This is a genomic window from Lysinibacillus sphaericus (assembly GCF_006864135.1).
Lineage (GTDB): Bacteria > Bacillota > Bacilli > Bacillales_A > Planococcaceae > Lysinibacillus.
In genome coordinates this window covers 185,830-206,151 of record NZ_SADV01000006.1, presented here as the reverse complement: position 1 = coordinate 206,151, position 20,322 = coordinate 185,830, and the positions used below count along the sequence as shown (strand labels likewise).

Sequence of the window (20,322 nt, the reverse complement as noted above, 5' to 3'; positions counted from 1 at the left end):
TAACTATAAGGAGATATTTTAATTGTCAACGAAATGATTAAAGTGACGACTAGTGCTACTGAAAAAGTTCTAGGAAATAAAAATGGTAAGGTAATTTATTATATATTTTGAGCCTTTAAGGAAGTGGAATTTTAGTATTTGTACATAAATTGAGCCTTGTTATAATGAGGAAATGATATCCTGAACATACAAAAGCTAAGAAAAAGCATAAATGATGAGCGAGGAGTTTTTATAAATCTAACGTAGAACGTAACATATGACTATGTATATGAGAGCATGATTTGTGTAACAACTTAGCGTTATCGTGTTTTGTCGATTATCATTGATGGCTCGGATTCGAGATTATTTTAGCAGAAATACAGCCAAGTGTAGTGACGTTATTTGAATGGTTGAGCGGCAGTGAAGTAGAAAGGCTTATAGCGATACGAGCGGTATGGCAAATGACGCAGCGAAATTGAAGACTTGCTTTTTGGAAGGAAAACGAAATACTACGAAAAAATAAACAGCAGTTTAGCCAAGCTCTTGCAGGCTATAGTTGGTGAATAAAAGGGGAGAGAAGAATGAACTATTTCACTATATTTGCATCTAAGAACAACATTGACGATATTGAAGTGAAAATTTCAGATGTTTTTGCAAAAGGCTTTGCTATCGAAAAAAATGACAATGAGTATGTAATAACATCAAAGGCGCTGTTTAAAAAATATAAATTAATAATTAGAGTGACGTCTGAAGATACGAATCCAGATTACTTCGCTAATAATATTTCTGGGATGATGGGGTATTACGACAATTTTCCTTTTGAAGATGACAATTTAAAAGAATTAGTTTTGACTCAAATAGCTGTTTTAAATACAGTGATTGCAATCGAATCGGAAAAAGAGATAAATGAAGAACAGATGCAGTTATTTACGAACCTATTATCAAGCATAGGCGGGATTGGCTTTTTAGCGAATGGCACTTTAGTAGACGATGAAGGGAACGTTATTGTTTATCCTGACGGGCAATCAGGACCATCTGACTTTAGACCTCACGCTACGAAAGGTAAGGGGACAAGAGATGTCATCAGAAGAAGGTGAACAAAGAAAAAATAAAACGCTAGCATATTTAAAAGAAAAAGCTATTCCATATACAGCTTCCCTTCCTCAACTCCCAACAATAGAGGCTTGTCAGTTTAAAAATCGAGAAGACATTGCTAGAAGAGCTGTAGCCCTGTTAATTGTCATTCAATTTGCCTGTGATGTGGCGCAAGGTGGAAATGTAGAAGAATCGCGAGACTTTTTCATCAATATGTTACGCACTTATAAAGTGGAAGACTATCTAACTAGCAACGAAAGAGACTTTTTACAAGCTTCTGAACCAGATGTGCAAGAAGCCATTAATATTTCATGGCAATACGAGGCTTATTGGACACTTATTTGGGCACTTGGATTTGTTGAGAAGCTCGATTTTCCTGATGAAGTATGTGATTGCGAGTATGCCATTCAAGTCGTTTCTAACTGTGAAACGTTTGAACAATTTTTCCTTCAAACTGTCATGCGTAGTCAGGAAGAGATATTGGATGAAGCCGACAAGATTTACAGATACCATTGGGCTTGTGTAGATAGTCGGATAAAAGACCAAGCGGCTCCTGCCGGGATGAATGAAAGCATCGTCATGGAAAGGAGAAGAGGCTTGTTCTGGATGATAGGGCATCGAAGTGAAGAATGGGCTAACATGTCGATGGATACTTAAATATAAAAGAAAAATAGCAAACTAGCAGAAAAACTAGTTTGCTATTTTTATATGCTTATTTTATATAATGAGGTTTACTTACTTTATCAATCAGCAGAAGGCCATCATATTGATCTCGTGGAACAAGACTTTCCTGAATCACTCCCCAGCTATACGATAAACGTGGCTCAAACATCCATGAGTTTCCACGCTCATTTTGACGGTTTCGCATGTCGATAAATGTGTACGGTTTATTTGAAGATGAAGCAATATCCTCGATTGATCCTTTTACTGGCGGTAAAACGGCCATAGGCTCACCCATATTGTTTGCTGTTTCCCCACCAGCCATATAAAGACCAAGCACATAACTATATTTTTTGTAGATATCTGGTAGACGTTCACCCATCAATTTTACTGGATAAGGAGAACCCATTACTTCGGATTGTGCTTTACGAATATGGTCATTATGCGCCCAGACGATAAATTTTTCAGTTGGATAAATCTCCTCTGCTAACCAAAGAAGGTTTTCCATCATTGATTGGTCGCGCCATTCCATTGTCTTTAAAAAAGAATCATATTTATTGTGCTCAAGTTCAATATTTGCTTGAATGGATAGTTCTACATATTCGTCTACTAAACGGATACGGTCAGCTAAAGTACGTTCCATAAGCTTTACAATATGAGACTCTCCCGGATAAGCCGCTTTTAACTCGTTCTCTTTTAGCTGTACTTGTGATTTTACTTGTTTATACACTTCGATAATGCTTGGTTTCGCCTTTTGATAGCCTTTTAAATCCGTACCGAAACTCCAGTCAACAAGTTTCTCCTCTACTTCACTTAACTGTTTAGCAAGCATACTATTTTGTAGCCAGTTACCGTTTGTGAATGCACCTTGCTGTTGAATATCAAAGCCTGCTAATTTTAAAGGTTTATCGGTATTCTGTGTTTTTTTAGCATACTCAAATAACGGTAGTGTTTCTTTTGACCACCATACACCAAAAATAGCATCCTTCATCGTTTGTTGCGCTGTTTGTTTATTGATTTGTCCTTGAGCATTCATGGCATTCCCCATACCGCTTTCAAAGGCTAGGACATTGTAGCCCATTTCTTGGTGTAAAAATTGAATTAAACGTGTTTTTGCTAAGCTAAATTCTGCTGCGCCATGTGAACTTTCCCCTAAAAAAACAATGCGCTTATCATGCAATAAAGGCTTCAGCATCTCTAAATCTTCAAATTTAGTGGAAGGGATGTTTTGTTGACCAACTGCTTCAGGTTGAATAGATGTTAAGCTGTAAGCATGGTCGTTTGTCCATTGTTTCCAATCTTGAAGAGTTTCACTGGATGTGCGAGCTTGCTTCACTTCTAACTTGTTATCTAAAGCTACACGTTCTTCTACCACCGGAACTGCTGCGGATGCATTTGAAACTCCGTTGAACGCTACAAAGCTTGTTAACGCAATACTTAATGATAATAAAACCTTACGTTTCTTACCTTTTGTCACTTTCTATCAGTCCTTCGCTTTATAGTAAGACCAATTATAGGTAGTAAAGTTTAAAGTAAAGGGGGGCTTTGTTTAAATTTTGTTTAAATTTGGTCAAATGTCATTATTTTGGATTATTTATGCGGATGCGGATAAAAAAACATCTCCATAGCGTAAATACACAATAGAGATGTTAGCTATTTTATTTATAGTGATATGTGCTAGCTCTTGGGTGATTCCGCTGTATTTGATTGAACCATGCACGATTCTTTTCCTCTTGTTTTAAAGTATTAACGATGGTTGATGAGCAGCTAACACAGATTTTTGCCTGAGTAATTTGTCCGCAGCGTTCACAGGGTGCGCCTAAGTTAGGAAAAATTGATTTTTTTAATTTTCCTGCTTTTACCCATTTATAGAGTAACTCAGATGAAACCCCAGTTAATGCAACTACTTCATCATTCGTTAAATAGCGATTATTTTTTCTTAGTAAAAAATGATGTAGTTCTGAAAAAATATCTTCTTCTCTTACATCAATCCTTTTGGTAAATAGCTGCATAATTATTACTCTCCTCGTTTTACTTTAATTGATGACTTCTTCTATAGTTTTATTTGCGTTGTTCGGTTGCTCATCATATTTATAGTTTTCCCAGCGATTACGTGCTAGTTTTCGATATTTATTGGAAATATTTCGATCTGCTATTAATCGAGAGAATCCTTTTTTCGCCTCGGCAATATCTCCAAGTCGGAGGCTTAATTCGGCATGTAAATATTGAATTCTCTCTCCGCCCTCTTGATTGGATGCATAAGATTTGCTGTAAAAATCTCTAGCAGCAAAAAGGTAGCGCATTTCCGATTCCTCATCATTTTTTAAGCGATATAGCCAGGCTATTTTTAAAGCGAAATTGGCCATAAGAAGTGACTCTTCCATTGATGCTCTAGATACAAGATAAGCTAATTTAAAGCTTACAATGGCATCATCAATCGTACGTTCCTTACGGATATCCATTGGTTTATGTAGCTCTTTTATGTACAGTTCATCAATAAGAAGCATGAAAGGCCCATATGTTCTTGTCATAGACTTGTGGAAAGCATAGCCACAATGTGGACAAACGGCAACTTCATACAATAACGGGTTTAAACCTTCGTAAACTGGCATGAAGTCTGTTTGCTCTTCGATAATTTTATAACGATTAGGGCGTACTTTATATGTGGTAAAATGCTTTTTGCAAAACTTGCAATCCACACTACTTTCATAGTAGTAAATGTTAAATGCCATAAGAATCAACTCCTTTACATTCAGATAATTAATATTTCTTTTGTTCTATTTATATGATGGATAGTATCGTTCAATGTATTTAATTTAGTTATCTTTATTCTAACAATTCTATGCTCTTTGGTATACTCCTTTAGAATTATTGAAATAAAAATGTTCATTACTTTCTTAGTTATTTGAAATTTCGATATGTACCCGTAATAGTGTTTATCGGTGTAGTTGGAGTAAGTTATACGGTTGGCTTAGCCTGTCATAAAACGTACAAATGTTTCATTAACTATTAATCTTTTTATTATCAAGCTGTTTCATAGGCAATAAGACCTATACAAAATTTTGATATAAAGATATTTCTTCATGTAAAATGACAAGTATATTGATTAGGGAAATATAGGATTATTGTTAAGCAACAAAGAGGCGTCACCCAGGCATTAGCCTGTAGTGGAAAATGACATTTATATCAGGTGATCGGAGTGGGAGTGGGCGATTTCTTGGAGATCATCGTCACAGGTATTACCCCGAAGTGGGCCATGTTATGGTGAGTTTCCCTAATCGATATACCTAATAAAATTATATATATCGGTAAGGAGAGAACGATGGATTATAAAATTGTATTCTTTGACGTAGATGGAACGCTTGTAAATTATGAAGATGGTCGTATTGAAGAAAGTACAATGATCGCTATTGAGCAATTAAAAAACAATGGAATTCATATTGTTGCAGCTACAGGAAGACCTTTATCAATGTGCCAAGGTTTAAGAAGCATAGGTATAGATACGTTTATTACCGCTAATGGTGCCCATGTTAAGCATCAAGATCAAGTAATACATAAAATTCCTATTGCAAAGGAAATTGTCCACGCAGTTAAGGCTTTTGCTGAAAACAATAAACAAAGTCTTTCGTTTTTTACAGAACAATTATCGATGAATAACGTCCAAGAACAAGAGACATTAAAAGCCATGCAAGAAACATTATGTTTGCAAGAGTTTCCCGTTATTAATGAAGATATTTTAACGCAAGAGGTTTACTTAATGTGTTTATATGGCAGCGAGGATATTGAGAAAAAGTATACTTTAAAATTCCCGCATTTATTATTTAAGAGGTGGCACCCTTACATTACAAATGTTTTGCAACATGATGTTTCCAAATCTATTGCTGTGCAAGCTGTACTAGATTATTTCGACTTGAGTCCAGAGGAAGCACTTGCTTTTGGTGATGGAGATAATGATATCGACATGCTGGAGCAGGTTGGCTTTGGAATTGCAATGGGCAACGGTAGTGAAGCATTGAAAAGTGTCGCTAATTATGTAACGAAAAAATCAACAGAGGACGGTATTCATTATGCTCTACGTAAGCTGCAAATAATTTAATTATTTGAAAGTAAAATATGAATCAACCAGTCACTAAGAAAAAACTATAGTTATGAAGCGCATTTTTTTACAATCCAACATGGATGAATGTTTTCATGGAGAAAATGTATTTAATCCATAATACTCATAATGTTGTCTCCTTTGAGTTATTATAAAGCTAACTATTAAAAATTATTACGCTTTAGATGGGGTGGATTTATGGCGCATCACGTACAATCTCTTATTGAACATTTTGGATATTTTGGCATTATTCTTATCCTAGTTGGGGGAATTGTCGGTCTGCCACTTCCTGATGAAATATTTTTGACATATGTAGGGTATAGCGTATATCGTGAAACTCTTGCACATATTCCAGCTTTAATCAGCGCTATGATAGGCGCAGCCGGGGGAATTACCCTGAGTTACTATATAGGCTATAAATTCGGGCTACCTTTATTACGAAAATACGGTTCGAAAGTCCATATTACAGAACAGAAAATTGATTTTACTAAAAAATTATTTGAAAAAATTGGACCAATATTATTATTAATAGGGTATTTTATCCCTGGTGTACGTCATCTTACTGCATATATTGCAGCTATTAATAATTATCCTTATAAAAAATTTGCTTTCTTTGCTTATATGGGAGCAGCTTTATGGACATTTACTTTTATCACTTTAGGGAAGATACTTGGAGATAAATGGCATTATGTTGAGTTATATTTATCCCGCTACAGTATTTATGCTATAGTATTGTTCATCATCATTATGTTCATCATTTATGTTGTTTTCAAAAGAAAGAATTCATCTAAATAAATTTAACTTCTTTCAGCGGGTGTCCAACATCCGCTGGCCTAAGCACAGAGCCGATTCCGGACGTAATTATGCCGAGGCATAATTGATAAAAGGTCTGATTCAATATTTAGTTGAATCAGACCTTTTGCTATATTACGGTAATATTGCAAATGAACGGACAGGGAATCCAGATGCTTTTTCAGGCTTTGGCACGATATTGAATATAGCAGCGCCTTTTGGAGGTAGCTTATCTAAATTTGTCATAAGCTCAATTTGGTAAGTATCTTGCTCTAGCACAAAATATTCGCCGTCTAATTTTCCATTTCTACGGAAATCTGCTGCTGAATCTGTATCAAAAGTTTCGTGGCCAATAGCACTTACTTGTCGTTCGTTGAATAAAAATAGTAACGCTTCTAATCCCCAGCCAGGAATATGATTATTGCCATCAGCATCTTTGTTGCTGAAAGATTCTTTATCTGGCCAACGTTTACTCCAATCGGTACGGAACGCAACAAAGGTACCTGCTTCAATTTCCCCATTTTCAGCTTCAAAGTCAAAAATATCTTGAACACTTAACGTGTAGTCGTTATTTACTTCGGCTTCCTTCGATTTATCAATAACGATTAGTGGTAGTACTAGTTCTTTTAACTCCAATTCATCTAGATAGCGTGTATCTCGCACAAAATGGATAGGTGGGTCGATATGTGTTCCGTATTGCCCTGGGAAAGTGAATTGCTGTGCAAAGAAGCCATCATCATGTGAAAATAATGTTTCAAATTTAGCATCATCAAACATAAAGAAATGTGGAGAATTTGGACCAAATGTATGCGTTAAGTCTACCCATTTTTTTGATTTCAATAGTTGAATTGCTTGTAAAAGTTCGTTTGCCATACTATTTCCCTGCTTTCTTTTAATTTTTTTGAATGCAACAATAAAAAAAGAGTCCTCCTTGAAGAAGAGGACTCTCGTGCAAAGCAACTGAAGTAAGTCTTCTCATCTTTCAAGGCAGAATTTTGCCAATTGGAATTAGCACCATACCTATAGGCTGGTTGCTGAGACTTCATAGGGCCAATCCCTCCGTCTCTCTTGATAAGAAAATGCGATATAAGAATTTTCAGAAATAATGTTTACAAACACTTTAGCATATTTTTTTATAGTTTACAAGTTTGATGGGGATACAAGGTTAAAATTCATAATGATGCTAAAGGTAAAAGAAAGAGGCCCTCTTCAAAGGGCCAACTCTTCACCAACCTAAAATTAGTGTTAGCTTACAACAGCTACTTTCAGTAAATGTTATACGAAATCCATCTGGTGTATAGGTAGTTTCGAATTTTACAGTAATGCCTGTTGAGGCAATTAACTTTTCAACTTCAGTTTTATTTGATTGTTGCGCTGCGTTCATAAGATCATGTGCAAATTGCTCGGATTCATCAATTTTATCCGTAAGTAATTGTGCTTGCTGCATAATAACCTTGATCCGATTCGCGGAAGTCTTTAATTTCTTTGTATTGACGATTGGAAATGGACTTCTATTCATTGGGGTTGTCGGCATTGCTAGATGGCTGGAAGGGTGTTGAGTTGTTGGTTGATTTGCTATTACCCATGCCGGATAATAATTAGGATAGACAAAATACGGATAAGGATTGTAATACAACTAAATTCCTCCTATCCTATAGCTGATACAGTATCTTATGTGCAATATAGACTTTCGGTGTTAACAGCTGATGCTTTGAAAATCATGAGCAAAATGGGCTCGAGTGGAATGAAAAAGAGTATATATCAAGTTCTTTTGGGACTCAGTTCTCGGCATTAGAATTTTTAAAGGTCTATTTTGACGATACTTTCCTTAAAATGGGATAAAAAAGAAGGAAGCCTTATGTATGGTTAAGGCTTCCTTTCATTAATGTTATTCTAGAGAAATCTATTGTTTATTTCTATCGAAGTGTAACGATAGGAAAGTAGTAACTGCGGCAATCATCACCATACCGAATCCATATATAGGAGTATTAGCTAATGATTGGTGGATAACAATAATTCCTCCAATGTATGATCCTAGAAAAATACCAATGTTAAAGGCCGAAATATTTAATGCTGAAGCCATTGAAATAGCTGATGGTGTATATTTTTCTGAAAGCTGAACGGCATAAAGCTGTAATCCTGGTACATTCATAAACATAAATAGCCCCATCATAAAGACCATTATTAATCCTATGATTGATGCTTCTAAAAAGAAGTTGATGCCGAGTAGTGCTAATGCTAGTCCTATAAAGATAATAAAGATAGAGCGTAAAGGGTTATTATTCGCAAAATGACCACCTAATGTATTTCCGATGGCAACACAAATACCGTATACAACTAAGATCACGACAATTGCCTTTGGTGAGTAGCCCATATACTGCTCTAAAATAGGAGAAACATAGGTGTATACGACGAATGCGCCACCATACCCAATTGCAGTAATAAAGAGGATTAATAACATTCGAATATTCCCTAATACTTTACCAATATCTCGAATGGATATTGGATTACCTTTCGATAAGTGACTTGGCACAAGCAGGGCATTACTAATTAATCCAATAATACCTATGATAACTATGAAAATAAACGACATTCGCCAATCAGTTACTTGTCCAATAAAAGTTCCTAGTGGGACCCCAGTCACAGTTGCTAATGTTAGTCCTGTAAACATAAAAGCTATTGCACTTGCTCGTTTATTTGGTGCCACAACATCTGCAGCTATCACAGAGGCAATGGACATAAATACACCATGTGCCAATGCCGAAATAACACGCCCAGTTAGTAGTAATGAGAATGAGGGTGCTAAGGCTGCAAGTAAATTACCGATAATAAACAGCACCATAACGAGCAGTAACACTTTTTTGCGACTAAGGCGCGATGTTAATGCTGTTAAAAGCGGTGCACCAATAGTTACACCTAGTGCATATATGGATACGGTTAAACCTGCAGTACTTAATGTTATATTAAAATCTTTTGTAATTAATGGAAGCAGTCCGATGCTTATAAATTCTGTAGAGCCGATACCAAATGCACTGATTGCAAGTGCGAGTAATGTGAATTTAGCATTTGGCGCTTTTGTATCATTCATTCTATTAATATCTCCTTTGATTTTTTGTATAGTGTATAGTAATATTCATACATGTTAGAAAGTTACGTAGGGTACTTTTAGTTACCTTTGAATATAACAGGGGGTTTACAATGAAAAAAGTTTATAATATTGGTGTCGAAGCCACTCTTGAAGTAATTGGGGGTAAATGGAAACCTATTATTCTCTGTCATCTTAACCACCATGGTCAGATTCGTACGAATGAATTTCGCCGATTGATTCCAGGCATTTCTCAAAAAATGCTAACAAGCCAATTACGTGAATTAGAGCAGTCTGGATTAATTAATCGTAAGGTTTTCAATCAAGTACCGCCAAAAGTTGAATATTCGTTAACACCTTATGGTCAAGAGATGGACCCTGTGCTGAACATTCTTTGCACTTGGGGTGAAAAACATATCGAAATGCTACAAGATAAAGGTGAAGATGTACTGTTAATGCAACGTGACGAAGATATCGCAATAAAGCATACATCTTAAATAGATAGGAAAGAGACTGTCTAAAAAGTTTTCTATACTAAGAAAATAAGACAGTCTCTTTCACGTTTACATAGCTATCGTTTACATGACAAAATCAAAATTATCTGGGTTTGGTCCAACACGTTGATCTAGATTCATGGCGTTAATGATCGCCATCTCTTCATTAGTTAGTGTGAAATCAAAAATATTAGCGTTTTGAATCATACGTTCTTTGCGCACAGATTTTGGAATTGTGACGATACCATTTTGAATATCCCAGCGCAAGATAACTTGAGGATTTGATTTCCCGTATTTTTCTGCTATTTTTGAAATAGTTTCATTAGCAAGAAGTCCACCTTGCATTAATGGAGCCCAAGCTTCCAGTTGTATATTGTGCTCTTCACAGAATGAACGTAGCTCAGTTTGTTGTAATCGTGGATGAAGTTCCACTTGGTTAATAACGGGTTTGATACGAGCTGTTTTTAGAAGATCTTGTAAGTGTGATACATGGAAATTACATACCCCAATAGCTTTTATTTTCCCTTGCCCGTATAAATCTTCGAGTGCTCTCCAAGCTTCTGCAAATTTATTTTTACCTGGCCAATGAATAAGATAAAGGTCTAAATAATCTAGCCCTAATTTTTCTAAGCTATCCTCGTAAGCTGCGATTGTCTCTTCATAGCTCAGGCCATTGTTCCAGACTTTAGATGTAATAAATAAATCTTCACGTTGTAAACCAGTAGATGCTAGTGCCTGTCTAATACCTTCACCAACCCCGGCTTCATTGCCATAAATAGCGGCAGTATCGATACTACGGTAACCGACCTCGATAGCATTTCTCACCATTTCTGCTGTAGCTTCATTTTCTACTTTAAATACGCCTAAACCCATTCCTGGCATTTGTAAGCCATTATTTAATGTGATTGTATCTTGTAAATGATTTATCATTTTTTTGTCCTCCGATTTTTGTTAATGCTTTGGTTGCTTTCTTATTATGCTTTCATGCCAGAGCAAAAAAAAGTACGCACTTTTTGGTTTCATAGAAACGTGGAGGTAACTTTTGTGGAATATCAATGGTTCGCTGTCAGAAATTTTTTTATTAGTTCAAGTGGTTCAGCCGCTGCGTTCGTTACAAATAATGGTATATTAGCGAATATACAGTTTGTGGAAGGGGATTCAATGCTTGAAATAGAATAAGTAATTGATACTTTTAAAAAGGAGAGAGTGGGATGAATCGTTTAAATTTACTTACATTGGGTGTAAAAGATATGGTTGAGTCTCTTAAATTTTATCGAGAGGGTCTGGGGTTTGAAGTGATGGTTTATGGTGAGGAAACAAATCCGGATGTTATTTTCTTTAATAATGGGGGGACAAAAATCTCACTATTTCCGATTGATCGTTTAGTAAAAGATATTAACGAAGCAAATCCACCTGCGATAGGAGATGGCTTTAACGGAATTACACTCGCTTATAATGGAAAATCTAAAGAAGAAGTAGATCAAGTATTTGATTTAGCTAAAAAGGCAGGAGCTAAAATCGTCAAGGAGCCAGAAACTGTATTCTGGGGTGGCTATAGTGGCTATTTCCAAGATCCCAATGGCTACTATTGGGAAGTTGCCTATGGAGACATGTGGCAGTTTGATGATAATGATATGTTGATTATTACTAATAATTAAAGATATAGACGTATTTGGGGAATCCAAATACGTTTTTTAATATTAGCTTGTTTTTATCCAAGGCATAATTGATTATCGCCCAACTTTTTAGTTTTATTACCTAACTTTTCAATTTTATCGACATACCTAACATTTATAAAATGAATCTCTCACTTTACATACAACGATTGAGTACAAATCTATGAAGTCGTATAATACAGAATAACATTTATTTCTAAAAATCTAGCTTAGATTGGGAGGACTACCATTGTATCGCATATTGTACATAGAAGACGAAAAAGAGATTGGTCAATGGGTTACAAAGGATTTAACAGAAAGAGGATATGAGGTTACATGGCTTGAATCTGGTGAAGAGGTCGATCAGCACATTGCCTCTAAGGATATTGCTATATTGGATGTAATGCTACCGGGCTTAGATGGCTTTTCGATTGGCAAAAGAATTAAGCGAGAAAATAAAGAAATCCCGATTTTAATGCTGTCAGCACGAACAGCTGTAGAGGATAAAATAGAAGGACTTAACTTCGCAGATGATTATTTGACAAAGCCATTTCACCCAGATGAACTTATAGCTCGTGTTGAGGTTTTACTAAGAAGATATCAAAAAAATGATGATGTGCTAGATCTTCAGCATCTAAAAATTTATACGAAAGATATGCGGATTATCAACAAGGAAACGGATGAAGAAATTCAATTAACGGGTAAGCAATTCTATTTATTACAGTATTTTATTCGCCATTTAAATCAAATTTTAACGAAGGAACAGCTTTATGAAGGTGTTTGGGGAGAAAGCTACATAGAGGGCGATAAAACATTAATGGTACATATTCGATACTTAAGAGAAAAAATAGAAGTTAATCCTGCTAAGCCGACAATTATTGAAACCATTCGTGGTATTGGATATAGGGTGAAGCAATGAAATTTTTTCGATCATTACTAGCTAAGTATATGTTTATCATTCTGCTCGCTATTTCTATTGTTCAAATAGCCTATCTCGTCATTCCCCTTTTTGTTTTAGGGATTGCCAAAAATGGTGAAGATGATCTTTCAAAGGGAGCTGAGATTGAGAGTAAAGTAGAGGGAAAATGGCATGCAGAAGCTAAAAGTATAAAAAACATGACAGAAGAAGCAATTGTACAACATTTTGAAAGTTGGAAGAAACAATACCCTAAAGCATCTATGTTTTGGGTAGGTGAGGATGGTACATTGCTTACAACATTGAATGTGACTGAGCAACTGCCATTAAAGTGGTCACCAGCATTTACAACTAAGTTTATAAAAGAACGCTATGGTGGAGATCCATTTACTGTCATTGCTTTTTTAGGTGAGGATGAATCGAATGGATTTATCGTTTTAGAAATTCCAAAAGAAGTGTTTAAGCCACCAATTAGGGGTGTTTATGAAAAATATGGGACCTTTGTATTTTTCGGTGTTATTGCGATTATTTTATTTTTCGTTATAGTCTCCTTTTTATTTTTCAAAGGGATTCGGAAACGACTGTTGCACCTTCAGGAAGCGATGGAACTTCGTGATGTAGATGGCCTACCTATTGAAACAAAGGTCAAGAAGAAGGATGAAATCGGGCAGCTTGAACATAGCTTTAATCGCATGGTGTGCGAGCTTAGGGAGAGTAAAAATCGTGAGCAAAAGGAAGAACAGCTAAGACGTGAATTGATTGCTAATTTATCACATGATTTACGAACACCATTAACGAAAATACGAGCGCAATCCTATTCAATTAGTAAAGAGGCATTATCAGAGGATGGAAAGCAAGCGATTAAGGCAATGGAAACATCGATTGTTAGTGTTGACGCTTTAATAGAAAATTTAATGTCCTATACATTGCTGATGGCTAGTAAATATAAATTTGAGGCGAAAGAAATCAATGTTATACGTTTTGTACGTGAGCAAATGACTACATGGTATTCAGTGTTTGAAAAAGAAGGCTTTGAAATCGATATTGAACTACATTCATTTGAGAAAAATGAATGGCAAGTGGATCCGATTTGGCTTGGACGTATATTTGATAACCTATTTCAAAATATATTACGTCATGCGAGTAGCGGGAAATATATTGGCGTTGAAACCGATTCAACGGAGCGCTATGATGCATTTATTATAAAGGATCACGGAAATGGAATGAAAAATGAATCCAATGCGAAAGGTGCTGGTATCGGCTTATCGATTGTTGATATTATGGTGAAGGGCATGGATTTAGATTGGGATATTGAGTCAAGCGAATCCGGCACAAAGATTAAAATTAAACATTACAAATAGAATATTTCATGAAGCGTGCTAAGACATGCTTCTAATTGTTCAAACAGTATGCCAGTAAAGCTTATGGCATGCTGTTTTTTTATTCCAAGTGATGAGCCATTGGTTGATTGGAGTGTAGGCTGGGCGACTTTCTCGGGGATCAGCAATAGAGGAACGAAGGCTAAAAGCATCACATCCTGTGATAACGCCTTCGTGACCAACCTCGTGTTGGCCCAAGCGGCTCATCGAACGCCCCCAGGAAGCTCTGCTCTGCGCGAAAGCAAAGCGTCAGCGGCAAATGTTTTCTGTAGCGAAAGCAAAGCGTCAGCGGCAAAGCGCCCAGCCGGAACGGAAATCAACCCACGTTACGATAAAGTATCTTTTTTAAACAAAATTTAACCTTGGACCTTACCTGTTTTTAACCTTCATTTCTTATGATAATTACAGAGGTGAGGACAATGGAATATATCGTACAAACAGAAAACTTATCAAAAAGCTTTGCTAAAGAGCAAGCTGTATCAAATATTAATTTAAAAATACGTAAAGGTGAAATATATGGGTTTTTAGGACCGAATGGAGCAGGAAAAACTACAACGATTCGTATGCTTCTTGGTCTAATGAAGCCATCTTCTGGGACAATCAAAATCTTCCAAAAAGATTTAAAGAAAGAACGAATTAATATTTTAGCAAAGATTGGTTCATTAGTAGAGAACCCTTCCTATTATCCACATTTAACGGCCTATGAAAATTTAGAAGCATTAAGGAAAATTTTAGGTGTACCGAAGTCACGCATCGATGAAGTATTAGAAATTGTTCGTTTGAAGGATGCTGCAAATAAAAAAGTAAAAGGCTTTTCTCTTGGGATGAAGCAACGTTTAGGTATTGCTGCATCATTGTTACATAATCCTGAATTACTTATTTTAGATGAACCAACGAATGGACTTGATCCATCTGGCATTATTGAAATTCGTAATTTAATTAAACGACTTCCTGAAGAATATGGAATGACAATTATTATTTCGAGCCATCTATTATCTGAAATAGATCAAATGGCAACGCAAGTGGGCATTGTGACAAAGGGGAAAATGATTTTCCAAGATTCAATTGAAGCAATGCGTAGATTTGCTCAGCCAAAGGTAGTAATTAAAGTGAGCGATAGTGAAAAGGGCTGGCGTTCACTAGTTGCCAATGGTATTAAAGCAGAACATAAGAATGACCTCATTTTATTCGATGAATGCTCAGATGAAAAAGTAGCACATATTGTACAAATCCTTGTACAAGAAGGTATTTCGGTTTACCGAGTAGAGGAAGAGAAACGATCTTTAGAGGAGATTTTCCTTCAAATGACAACAGGAGAGCAAGCGCTATGATAGGAAAACTATTAACTTCTGACTTTTTGAAAATTAAACGCAAAGGATTATGGTTTTTAACAGCTTTAGGACCAATCGGTGTTGTTGCCCTACAAATGGTGAATTACGGTATAAGGAAGGACTATTTGTTAGAGCAAAGCGAGGACGATTGGGGCTACTACTTATTAAATGTTCATGCATTTACCCCACTTGCTATCGTTTTAGGGATTGCTATTTTAACTTCATTTATAGCGAGCATTGAAAATGAAACCAATGCGTGGAAGCAACTAATTGCACTGCCTGTGTCTAAATTAACAGTGTATTTATCAAAATTCACTGTTCTAGCAATTTTATTGTTTATGTCTTCTACGATTTTAATGCTATTGTCAATGGCTTATGGCGTGTTTTTAGATTTAGGTGACAGCATACCATATGCGGAAATTGCTAAATTTGCTTACTATCCATATTTTGCTTCATTGCCAATATTGGCACTTCAGCTTTGGATTGCAAGCGTTTGTCATAATCAGGGGATCCCAATTACAGTAGGTATTTTTGGCGTGATTTTTGCGTATTCCTCTTTTGTATTGCCTGATTGGATGATTTGGAAATGGCCATCTTTAATGAATCAATGGGATGAGCCCGTTATTAATGTCATGCTTGGAGTAGGCATTGGTATTTTACTGTATATTATCGGAATGATAGATTTTGCTAGAAGGGATGTAAAGTAATGGGGTCTATACTGAGCGCTGAATGGTTTAAATTACGCAAATCCAACATGGTGCCATTAATTTTTGCGGGGCCTATAATCGGACTTTTTATCGGATTAACATCAAATTTTAATGACATGTCAAATTCTGGGGTTAACGAATGGTATAGCTCATTAATTTCTATGAATTTATTGTATGCATTATTATTTCTACCTTTAATTTCAGGAGTATTTGCGAGTCTTATTTGTAGATATGAACATCAATCTGGTGGCTGGAAACAACTTTTAGCACTACCTGTGACAAGAGGGAAAGTGTTTTTTGCAAAGTATGTATTAATTATGCTTCTTGTGATGGCGATGCAAATACTATATTTATGTTCTATATATGTAGTTGGTATTATGAAAGGCTACTCAGATCCTTTCCCAATGGAAATTGTGTGGAAAAGTATTCTTGGCGGATGGCTAGCGACAATGCCATTAGTAGCGTTGCAGCTATGGACGTCCATCATGTTTAAAAGTTTTGCTGCTCCATTTGCAGTAAACGTAACTTTTACTTTACCGTCTATATTAGCAGTCAATTCTGCACGTTTTGGACCTTACTATCCATGGGGACAGCCCTTCTTGATGATGAATGTAGGTGGCAATACAGGTGATGTATTCTTCGTGCCTTTGGATCAATTATTAACAGTTGTGGGAGGAGGATTCGTACTGTTTTTCCTTGGAGGATATTTATATTTCCAACGAAAAGCTGTATAAAATGAATGGGGATTTACTTCATCCCCATTGATTATTATTCCTCATTATTCTGGTAACTTTTAAGGGAGATTTTTATAAATGGTATTTGTTAAAAAGAGTTTTTTATTAATTTCAGCATTATTTCTTTTGGTATCTTTAGCGGGCTGCGGAAAGGGAGAAGCTATTAAGGATGCTGCAAAATATACATCAGCGATTGAAGATATCGTTATTCCAAATGACGTGAAAGTAATAGGTTTTGGAGAAGCAACACATGGAAATGTTGAATTCCAAACATTAAAGAAGGATGTATTTCAGGCTCTTATTAAAAATGAAAATGTTCGCGTTTTTGTATTAGAAGGTGACTTTGGTGGTGCTCAGCAAATTAATCAATTTATTTTAAATGGTACTGGCACAGCTGAGGAAGCGGTAAAAGCGTTGGATTATGGTATTTATAAAACGGAGCAAATGATTGAGTTTGTTCAGTGGATGCATGATTATAACATGACTGCCGATAAGAAGGATAAAATTTATTTTTACGGAAACGATATGCAACGCTATGATGATAGTAAAAAAGGGTTATTAAACTATTACGAAGTGGTTAATAGTGAAGGTGCTAAGAAATATAAGGCACAGTTAAAAGATGTGACGAATAAAACAATGAGAGATTTATCAACTAGTCAGCTAGAGGAGCTCGACAAAAATATTGATGCAATCATAAAAGATTTACAATCTAATAAAGATTCTTATGAAAAGCAATCATCGAAAGAAGCTTATTTATTTGCTGCCCAATATGCACAAATCATCAAGCAACGCACGCAATTATTTTTAAATGACAGCAATTATATGAATCTTCGTGATGAGTATTTAGCGAAAAACTTACAATGGATCGTTGATTTTGAAGCGGCTCAAGGTCATGATAAAGTACTAATGTCTGCTCATAATGGGCATATAGAGAAAACTTCAGCGAATACGGCAGGATACAAATCTATGGGTCAACATTTAGACGAAGTGTATAAAGATGCGTACTTGGCTATTGGAACTGACTTTGTAAACAATACGTTTCAGGCACAAAATGGGTCTGGCGAAAGAAAAGATTATACAATTGAGCATCATAATGCATTAATAGATGCTTTCAGCGAAGTGAAGGAAAATGTATTCTACGTAGACTTTAAAAAAGCTAATGAATCTCAGGATTTAGCTGACATCTTAGCAAAAAAACAAAGAATGGGTAATATCGGAGATGACTTTAGCTTTTGGTACAAGTTCACACAGATGCTTTATACAATTAAAATGACACCAACTGAGGCATATGATGGCATGATAATTGTGCAAGAGGCAACGCCAACAAAGGTTATTGAATAACGTGCGAAAAAAATGCTGTTACCTATCTGAAGGCAATAGCATTTTTTATAATCATGGAGCTTAAATTTCTTTACCAGGAGCCAATAAACATTCATATAAGATGCATACCTCTGTTTCATTACACCATCTAAATAAGTATTGAATACCTCGATTTTGTTAATGATAAAAAAAGAGGAGGTGTGGAAACGATGGCACAAGAAATTCTTTGTGAAGTCAATAACTGTACATTTTGGAACTCTGGAAACAGATGTGGTGCAGAAAAAATCTATGTTGTAAGTCAAAAGGGACAACAGGCATCTAATAGTGAAGAAACAGATTGTAAGACATTTAATCCTGAAACGCATTAAATCTAAAGGGTAACCATATTAATGGTTACCCTTTTCCCATATCTTTATAAATAGACATCAATTTTTTCCTTGTTAAATAAAAGGGCATGAGCGTTTTTTACTTTTTCCTCTACATAATCTAATGAATACTGTCCATAGGAATCGGTTAAATCGCCAATTGCACGAGATAAATTATCAATAACAGGAATTATCGTTTTTGAGTGAGTAAGTTCCTCACCTTTATTCATTTTATCAGTAATTTCATGAGCAAGATGTTGAATTTTTCTTAGTCGCAATTTTTCAGATTGCATGGAATCCTCCTTTTTGAACAAATAATGATGTCTAACTATATGCCTATCACCTAATTTTCATGAATAAGATTTAAAAGTAGTTATTAGGACTGCTAAGGGCCTGAGCAATTTCCTTTATACCGACTTCAATTTTTTGGTCAGCAACATTCGAAACATTTAGTTTTAAAATTCGTTCTCGGTAAAATCCATCTAAATAATTACGATCAATTGTATCTAAGTAAATGTCCTGCTGTGCTAAATGCTGTATAAGCATATTTGTATTGACCTCCCTCGGCAATACGATATGACTATGCATGCAAATTTCTGTAGATGCTTGATATTTTGGTAAATAAGTTTTTATGGATTGTTGAAGTATATTGGCACGTATTGTATAGGATTCGCTCACTTTCTTTTGGTAGCGTTCAAACATACCACTTTTTAAATATAGCTCTAGCGCAGCTTGTGAAATCATGGAACTATCAATATCCGTGGTGTTTTTATGTTTTTGAAAACTATCAATGAATACATCTGGTAATATAGCAAGTCCAATACGTAAGCCTGGAAACATAATTTTAGAGAAGCTTTTTAAATATATAACATGCCCCTCCGTATCATCTGTAAATATTGGATCATTTTTTGTATTTTGATCGAAATCCGCTAAATAATCATCTTCAACGATATAAACATTATATTTATAGGCAAGCTTTCGAATATCATCCTTCTCTTTTTTACTAAAGGAAGTACCTAGAGGATTGTGCAGGCGTGGCATTGTATAAAAAAACTTAATGTCATACGTCTTAAAAAGAGTTTCTAACTCCTCTAAATCTAGGCCTTTTAATGTTCTTTTAATGCCCATTACTGGTATTTGATATGTTTTTAAATAATCCATGTATAGGTGGTAGCTAGGCTGTTCTACTAGAATTGTTGTCCGATTATTAGGGAATGGTATAACACTTAACAAGCAGAGAGACTGCTGTACACCAGAAGTGATAAAGATATTATCTTTTTTTGTGAATATTTGATACGATTCTAACAATTTTTTTGCTTCTATAATTAGCGAAGGCAATCCCTTTGCTGTTCCGTATCGAAATAAGTCTGCTTGATATGTCTCAATAGCTTTATTAATACAATGCTGAAAATCCTTGTAGGGGAATGCATGCCAACTAGGTGATGATGTTGCAAAATCTATACAATTGTACTCTTGTGGCTTATCTGGGAGTTGATTGTCAACAACATAGTAACCACTTTTGGATAGTGCGTATATAAGATGCTGATTTTCCAGTTTCCTTAGGGCGGTCAAAATGGTGCTTTTACTACAAGAAAATTCTTGTGATAAATGACGAATAGAGGGAAGCTTTGCACCAGACTGTAGGGCACCTGTTTGTATTTGGTTCAATAGCTTAGAATAGATTAATTCGTATTTAAACATATACAGCCTCCTA

The 20,322-nt window shown here is 35.6% G+C and carries 22 protein-coding genes, 1 pseudogene and 1 riboswitch; of the genes and pseudogenes, 13 read left to right on the top strand and 10 right to left on the bottom strand.

Annotated features, from left to right (window positions below; genetic code table 11):
• Positions 1-560: 560 nt before the first annotated feature.
• Positions 561-1,731: pseudogene (locus C7Y47_RS10090) on the top strand (DUF4272 domain-containing protein).
• 55 nt (positions 1,732-1,786) lie between these two features.
• Here C7Y47_RS10090 and C7Y47_RS10085 read toward each other — a convergent pair.
• From C7Y47_RS10085 to C7Y47_RS10075, 3 genes are all read right to left on the bottom strand, one after another.
• Positions 1,787-3,211 (bottom strand): erythromycin esterase family protein, encoded by a 1,425-nt coding sequence (locus tag C7Y47_RS10085; protein WP_142508663.1) that lies wholly within the window; start codon positions 3,209-3,211, stop codon positions 1,787-1,789.
• A 181-nt stretch (positions 3,212-3,392) separates the two neighbouring features.
• Positions 3,393-3,746 carry a hypothetical protein gene (locus C7Y47_RS10080; protein WP_142508662.1) on the bottom strand — a complete coding sequence of 118 codons (354 nt, stop codon included), beginning with the start codon at positions 3,744-3,746 and terminating at the stop codon, positions 3,393-3,395.
• A gap of 24 nt (positions 3,747-3,770) precedes the next feature.
• Positions 3,771-4,466, bottom strand: coding sequence for a DUF2225 domain-containing protein (locus C7Y47_RS10075; protein WP_142508661.1), 696 nt, complete (start codon positions 4,464-4,466; stop codon positions 3,771-3,773).
• Between the two features lie 590 nt (positions 4,467-5,056).
• Here C7Y47_RS10075 and C7Y47_RS10070 point away from each other — a divergent pair.
• Both C7Y47_RS10070 and C7Y47_RS10065 read left to right on the top strand, forming a co-directional pair.
• Entirely contained in the window at positions 5,057-5,830 is a 774-nt protein-coding gene (locus C7Y47_RS10070; RefSeq protein WP_142508660.1) for a Cof-type HAD-IIB family hydrolase, read from the top strand.
• Positions 5,831-6,028: 198 nt separating this feature from the next.
• Positions 6,029-6,625 (top strand): DedA family protein, encoded by a 597-nt coding sequence (locus C7Y47_RS10065; protein ID WP_142508659.1) that lies wholly within the window; start codon positions 6,029-6,031, stop codon positions 6,623-6,625.
• Between the two features lie 132 nt (positions 6,626-6,757).
• Here the strand turns inward: C7Y47_RS10065 and C7Y47_RS10060 are convergent, their stop codons facing one another.
• The 3 genes from C7Y47_RS10060 to C7Y47_RS10050 form a co-directional block, all read right to left on the bottom strand.
• Positions 6,758-7,495 carry a cyclase family protein gene (locus C7Y47_RS10060; protein WP_142508658.1) on the bottom strand — a complete coding sequence of 246 codons (738 nt, stop codon included), beginning with the start codon at positions 7,493-7,495 and terminating at the stop codon, positions 6,758-6,760.
• A 99-nt stretch (positions 7,496-7,594) separates the two neighbouring features.
• Positions 7,595-7,700: riboswitch (SAM riboswitch) on the bottom strand.
• Between the two features lie 147 nt (positions 7,701-7,847).
• Positions 7,848-8,258 carry a hypothetical protein gene (locus C7Y47_RS10055; RefSeq protein ID WP_142508657.1) on the bottom strand — a complete coding sequence of 137 codons (411 nt, stop codon included), beginning with the start codon at positions 8,256-8,258 and terminating at the stop codon, positions 7,848-7,850.
• A 267-nt stretch (positions 8,259-8,525) separates the two neighbouring features.
• Complete coding sequence (locus C7Y47_RS10050) at positions 8,526-9,710, bottom strand: MFS transporter (RefSeq protein WP_142508656.1); 1,185 nt, start codon at positions 9,708-9,710, stop codon at positions 8,526-8,528.
• A gap of 110 nt (positions 9,711-9,820) precedes the next feature.
• Between C7Y47_RS10050 and C7Y47_RS10045 the strand changes: the two genes are divergently transcribed.
• The gene (locus C7Y47_RS10045) at positions 9,821-10,204 is read left to right on the top strand and encodes a winged helix-turn-helix transcriptional regulator (protein WP_132361292.1); all 384 of its coding nucleotides are present in this window, start codon (positions 9,821-9,823) and stop codon (positions 10,202-10,204) included.
• 81 nt (positions 10,205-10,285) lie between these two features.
• On the opposite strand, the gene C7Y47_RS10040 is transcribed toward C7Y47_RS10045, so the two are convergent.
• Positions 10,286-11,131, bottom strand: a complete 846-nt coding sequence (locus C7Y47_RS10040; protein WP_142508655.1) for an aldo/keto reductase — start codon at positions 11,129-11,131, stop codon at positions 10,286-10,288.
• 114 nt (positions 11,132-11,245) lie between these two features.
• Here C7Y47_RS10040 and C7Y47_RS25600 point away from each other — a divergent pair, with 114 nt between their 5' ends.
• The 4 genes from C7Y47_RS25600 to C7Y47_RS10025 all read left to right on the top strand — a co-directional run bounded on the left by C7Y47_RS25600 (position 11,246) and on the right by C7Y47_RS10025 (position 14,133).
• Positions 11,246-11,380 carry a hypothetical protein gene (locus tag C7Y47_RS25600; protein ID WP_255505117.1) on the top strand — a complete coding sequence of 45 codons (135 nt, stop codon included), beginning with the start codon at positions 11,246-11,248 and terminating at the stop codon, positions 11,378-11,380.
• Between the two features lie 32 nt (positions 11,381-11,412).
• Positions 11,413-11,859, top strand: a complete 447-nt coding sequence (locus tag C7Y47_RS10035) for a VOC family protein (RefSeq protein ID WP_142508654.1) — start codon at positions 11,413-11,415, stop codon at positions 11,857-11,859.
• Positions 11,860-12,106: 247 nt separating this feature from the next.
• Entirely contained in the window at positions 12,107-12,775 is a 669-nt protein-coding gene (locus tag C7Y47_RS10030) for a response regulator transcription factor (protein WP_142508653.1), read from the top strand.
• Positions 12,772-14,133, top strand: coding sequence for a sensor histidine kinase (locus C7Y47_RS10025; RefSeq protein ID WP_142508652.1), 1,362 nt, complete (start codon positions 12,772-12,774; stop codon positions 14,131-14,133). Before C7Y47_RS10030 ends, C7Y47_RS10025 begins: the two co-directional genes overlap by 4 nt.
• Before the next feature lie 39 nt (positions 14,134-14,172).
• On the opposite strand, the gene C7Y47_RS10020 is transcribed toward C7Y47_RS10025, so the two are convergent.
• The gene (locus C7Y47_RS10020) at positions 14,173-14,358 is read right to left on the bottom strand and encodes a hypothetical protein (RefSeq protein WP_142508651.1); all 186 of its coding nucleotides are present in this window, start codon (positions 14,356-14,358) and stop codon (positions 14,173-14,175) included.
• A gap of 212 nt (positions 14,359-14,570) precedes the next feature.
• Between C7Y47_RS10020 and C7Y47_RS10015 the strand changes: the two genes are divergently transcribed.
• From C7Y47_RS10015 to C7Y47_RS09995, 5 genes are all read left to right on the top strand, one after another.
• Positions 14,571-15,482 (top strand): ABC transporter ATP-binding protein, encoded by a 912-nt coding sequence (locus tag C7Y47_RS10015; protein ID WP_142508650.1) that lies wholly within the window; start codon positions 14,571-14,573, stop codon positions 15,480-15,482.
• Positions 15,479-16,189 carry an ABC transporter permease gene (locus C7Y47_RS10010; RefSeq protein WP_142508649.1) on the top strand — a complete coding sequence of 237 codons (711 nt, stop codon included), beginning with the start codon at positions 15,479-15,481 and terminating at the stop codon, positions 16,187-16,189. Before C7Y47_RS10015 ends, C7Y47_RS10010 begins: the two co-directional genes overlap by 4 nt.
• Positions 16,189-16,923, top strand: a complete 735-nt coding sequence (locus tag C7Y47_RS10005; RefSeq protein WP_142508648.1) for an ABC transporter permease — start codon at positions 16,189-16,191, stop codon at positions 16,921-16,923. The genes C7Y47_RS10010 and C7Y47_RS10005 overlap by 1 nt, the downstream gene beginning before the upstream one ends.
• A 78-nt stretch (positions 16,924-17,001) precedes the next feature.
• A complete protein-coding gene (locus C7Y47_RS10000) occupies positions 17,002-18,264 on the top strand; it encodes an erythromycin esterase family protein (protein ID WP_142508647.1) in 1,263 nt (420 codons plus the stop codon).
• Positions 18,265-18,452: 188 nt separating this feature from the next.
• Positions 18,453-18,611 (top strand): DUF1540 domain-containing protein, encoded by a 159-nt coding sequence (locus C7Y47_RS09995; RefSeq protein ID WP_082172635.1) that lies wholly within the window; start codon positions 18,453-18,455, stop codon positions 18,609-18,611.
• Between the two features lie 44 nt (positions 18,612-18,655).
• Here the strand turns inward: C7Y47_RS09995 and C7Y47_RS09990 are convergent, their stop codons facing one another.
• Positions 18,656-18,901 carry a group-specific protein gene (locus tag C7Y47_RS09990; protein WP_142508646.1) on the bottom strand — a complete coding sequence of 82 codons (246 nt, stop codon included), beginning with the start codon at positions 18,899-18,901 and terminating at the stop codon, positions 18,656-18,658.
• A 70-nt stretch (positions 18,902-18,971) separates the two neighbouring features.
• Positions 18,972-20,309, bottom strand: coding sequence for a PLP-dependent aminotransferase family protein (locus tag C7Y47_RS09985; protein ID WP_142508645.1), 1,338 nt, complete (start codon positions 20,307-20,309; stop codon positions 18,972-18,974).
• Between the last annotated feature and the right edge of the window lie 13 nt (positions 20,310-20,322).

Bases quoted from the DNA above. Each gene is read 5' to 3' on its own strand.
- C7Y47_RS10075 (WP_142508661.1), bottom strand. From the start codon at position 4,466: ATGGCATTTAACATTTACTACTATGAAAGTAGTGTGGATTGCAAGTTT.
- C7Y47_RS10045 (WP_132361292.1), top strand. From the start codon at position 9,821: ATGAAAAAAGTTTATAATATTGGTGTCGAAGCCACTCTTGAAGTAATT.
- C7Y47_RS10050 (WP_142508656.1), bottom strand. From the start codon at position 9,710: ATGAATGATACAAAAGCGCCAAATGCTAAATTCACATTACTCGCACTT.
- C7Y47_RS10035 (WP_142508654.1), top strand. From the start codon at position 11,413: ATGAATCGTTTAAATTTACTTACATTGGGTGTAAAAGATATGGTTGAG.
- C7Y47_RS10000 (WP_142508647.1), top strand. From the start codon at position 17,002: ATGGTATTTGTTAAAAAGAGTTTTTTATTAATTTCAGCATTATTTCTT.
- C7Y47_RS10065 (WP_142508659.1), top strand. From the start codon at position 6,029: ATGGCGCATCACGTACAATCTCTTATTGAACATTTTGGATATTTTGGC.
- C7Y47_RS10025 (WP_142508652.1), top strand. From the start codon at position 12,772: ATGAAATTTTTTCGATCATTACTAGCTAAGTATATGTTTATCATTCTG.
- C7Y47_RS10010 (WP_142508649.1), top strand. From the start codon at position 15,479: ATGATAGGAAAACTATTAACTTCTGACTTTTTGAAAATTAAACGCAAA.
- C7Y47_RS10040 (WP_142508655.1), bottom strand. From the start codon at position 11,131: ATGATAAATCATTTACAAGATACAATCACATTAAATAATGGCTTACAA.
- C7Y47_RS10060 (WP_142508658.1), bottom strand. From the start codon at position 7,495: ATGGCAAACGAACTTTTACAAGCAATTCAACTATTGAAATCAAAAAAA.
- C7Y47_RS09995 (WP_082172635.1), top strand. From the start codon at position 18,453: ATGGCACAAGAAATTCTTTGTGAAGTCAATAACTGTACATTTTGGAAC.
- C7Y47_RS10070 (WP_142508660.1), top strand. From the start codon at position 5,057: ATGGATTATAAAATTGTATTCTTTGACGTAGATGGAACGCTTGTAAAT.
- C7Y47_RS09990 (WP_142508646.1), bottom strand. From the start codon at position 18,901: ATGCAATCTGAAAAATTGCGACTAAGAAAAATTCAACATCTTGCTCAT.
- C7Y47_RS10080 (WP_142508662.1), bottom strand. From the start codon at position 3,746: ATGCAGCTATTTACCAAAAGGATTGATGTAAGAGAAGAAGATATTTTT.
- C7Y47_RS10005 (WP_142508648.1), top strand. From the start codon at position 16,189: ATGGGGTCTATACTGAGCGCTGAATGGTTTAAATTACGCAAATCCAAC.
- C7Y47_RS10020 (WP_142508651.1), bottom strand. From the start codon at position 14,358: ATGAGCCGCTTGGGCCAACACGAGGTTGGTCACGAAGGCGTTATCACA.
- C7Y47_RS09985 (WP_142508645.1), bottom strand. From the start codon at position 20,309: ATGTTTAAATACGAATTAATCTATTCTAAGCTATTGAACCAAATACAA.
- C7Y47_RS10015 (WP_142508650.1), top strand. From the start codon at position 14,571: ATGGAATATATCGTACAAACAGAAAACTTATCAAAAAGCTTTGCTAAA.